The sequence below is a fragment of the Acidiplasma aeolicum genome (assembly GCF_001402945.1).
Classification (GTDB): Archaea; Thermoplasmatota; Thermoplasmata; order Thermoplasmatales; family Thermoplasmataceae; genus Acidiplasma; species Acidiplasma aeolicum.
Genome location: NZ_LKBG01000072.1, coordinates 1 through 2,987, shown reverse-complemented (window position 1 = coordinate 2,987; position 2,987 = coordinate 1). Strand labels below are relative to the sequence as shown.

The following is a 2,987-nucleotide window of genomic DNA, read 5'->3' as shown; positions in this document are numbered from 1 at the left end:
GATGGTAGTATGCTTAATATGGCCTTTATAGGATTAATGCCAAGAAGTGCACCAAAAATTGCATCTGTTGGTGGCAGTTTGGAAAATACTGAGGCAAGCTGTGGTGCTCCAGCATTAGTAACCGCTGAAGATAATGCACCTGGAAGTTTTGATGAAAGGCTTAAAATCAATATTGTAAAGAAAATGCCCATACTGGCGGTTGTCCCAACATTTCTTAATGTTGTGAGCATGCCAGATGCTGAACCCCTGCTTTCAGGCGGTACTGATGACATGACCGCTGATGTATTTGGGGCGGTAAACATGCCCATGCCTGCACCGAATATAAACAATAATATTCCCATTTCTATATATATGAAATTATATGGCAGTAATGAAAGAAGGATTAATGCAAATGCTGATATCAAAAGACCAAGGGTTGCTATGCCCTTTGATCCGTGTTTGTCTGATAATTTTCCTGAAAGCGGTCCAAATATACCCATGGCAACCGTCATTGGGAGCATGAATATTCCGGCCCAGAAAGGAGCACTGGCATATGAATAACCGTGGTCTGGAAGCCATATTCCCTGGAATAATATTATTATCATAAACATTAAGCCCATCATACCCATGCCTGAGATCATACCTGAAAAACTGCCTGCTGAAAATGCCCTGATTTTAAATAATTCAAGGCGGAACATTGGCTGCTTGACCTTTCTTTCAACAAACGGGAATGCTATTAAAAGTATTATTCCAATAATTATGGCTGTAATAACCCATGGGTCTGCCCAGCCTGTTGCACTGCTCTTATATGGAACCAGACCGTATGTAATGCCTATTAAAAGTATTATAAGACCTGCACCAAAAAGTAGATTTCCCGGAATGTCAAGCTTCTGCTTAAGTTTAGGTGATGTTTCCTTCAGTTTTAGATATGACCATACCGTGCCAAGGAGGCCAACGGGAACACTAACAAGAAATACATATCTCCAGTTAATTGCAGATAAAATACCGCCAGCAACTATACCTATACTCATTCCTGCTGTTCCTGCTATGGCATTTATACCCAGCGCAGTACCACGTTCTTCCTTGGGAAAATTATCAGTGATAATTGCATAGCTGTTTGCCATTAAAAATGATCCACCAACTGCCTGAACTATTCTAAATATAATTAATTCAAGAGCACCAGTATCACCCTTACCTGGGGTAAAATATAGCAGCACTGAACCAAGTGTGAATATTGCAAAACCAAGATTAAATAATCTTACACGGCCAAAAATATCAGAAAGACGGCCTATGGTAACCAGAAGAACAGCAGTTACTATCATATATCCCATAAGTATCCAGAGCAGGTAGGCAAAAGCACCTGATTGAAATGGATTTAAATCAATGCCCCTAAAAATTGGTGGTAGGGCTATAATAAGTATGCTGGCATTAATTGTGGCCATTAAAACACCTATTGTTGTATTTGACAATGCCACCCATTTTTCCTGAACCATAAAATCATAATTTATTTTGATTATATAAATATTTTGTAAATAAATATTTATTGGTAAACATTTTCCATATAGAAACATTTATGCTTGAAAGTTATCAATAATAAAAAAGCTTTAAATTGATTTATCATATTATTATATCATGATTGAATCATTATTCAGGCCAGAAAGCATTGCAGTGGTTGGGGCATCAAATGATAAAAACAAGGTTGGCAATATAATTTTTAGGAATATTATTTCCACATTTAATGGAAAAATTTTTGCTGTTAACACAAATGGTAGTGTAATAGAAAATTACCAGTCATATAAATCATTAAAGGACATTAAGGAAAATGTTGATCTTGTGGTTGTTGCCGTTCCAAGAGATGCTGTACCCTCTGTAATTCAGGATGCTGTTGACATCAAGGCAGGAGCTGCAATTATTATCACATCAGGGTTTAAAGAAACTGATGAGCATGGTGCCGATCTTGAAAAACAGATAATAGACATAGCCAGAAATGGTAATTTAAGCATTCTTGGGCCAAATACAATAGGGCTCATTACACCAAATTTCAACGCAACATTTGCATTTGAGGATACAATAAGGGGAAATTCTGCACTTGTGGCCCAGAGTGGTGGTCTTGGTGTTTACATGCTGGAATGGGCACAGAAGACAAAAACCGGCATAAGCTACTTTGTAAGCCTTGGAAATCAATCTGATATTACTGAATCGGATGTTTATGAATACCTGTCAAACGATGTTGAAACCAGGGCAATATTCTCATATATAGAAGGTGTTTCAGACGGTGACAAATTTTTAAACGTTGTTCCGGAAATTGTTAAAAAGAAACCAATGATATTTTTAAAAGGCGGTGTTTCAAAATCAGGTTCCGCAGCTATAAAAACACATACCGGAAGCGTTGCTGGATCAATAGATATATTTAAGGCGGCGGTAAGAACCTGTGGTGGTATATTTGTTGACAGCCTTGAGGATATGCTGAATATAGCCAGACTTGTAAACTCAAGTGAAAATGTATCCAGCGATATATTAATAATAACAAATTCTGGTGGCCATGGTGTTTTAACAACAGATGCCATAGATATCCAGGAAATGAATGAAATTCAGCTGCCTGATAGGATAAAGAAATCATTATTAAAAATACTGCCCAAGCAGAGTGTGCCAAGGAATCCCATTGACCTTTCAGGGGATGCCGATTATAAAAGATACAGTGATGCACTGGAAACTGTTAAGGATCTGGATTGCACAAAGGTGGTAATAGTTCAGTCACTCCCAATGGTAACATGTACGGATGTTGCCAGGGCTGTAATTAAATACAAGGGTACTGGTGTAATAGGAGTTGTAATGGGCATGGATGAGGATTCTGCATCAAAGCTTCTGGATTCTGCATCTATTCCGTCCTTTAAATTCCCTGAGGATGCCATAAAGGCAATCAAGTACATGACCTCAAGGTGGACACCGGATAAAAAAATTAGGATAAGCGAACCACCAGAGGAGGCAAAAAAGCTTGTTGCAGGCAA

At 38.2% G+C, this 2,987-nt stretch carries 2 protein-coding genes; one reads left to right on the top strand and one right to left on the bottom strand.

Annotated elements, in window-relative coordinates:
* A partial coding sequence (locus tag AOG54_RS02365; RefSeq protein WP_055032359.1) for an MFS transporter occupies positions 1-1,472 on the bottom strand: 1,472 nt, incomplete at its 3' end.
* A 139-nt stretch (positions 1,473-1,611) separates the two neighbouring features.
* Between AOG54_RS02365 and AOG54_RS02360 the strand changes: the two genes are divergently transcribed.
* On the top strand, positions 1,612-2,987 hold a 1,376-nt coding region (locus AOG54_RS02360; protein WP_055032358.1), incomplete at its 3' end, for an acetate--CoA ligase family protein.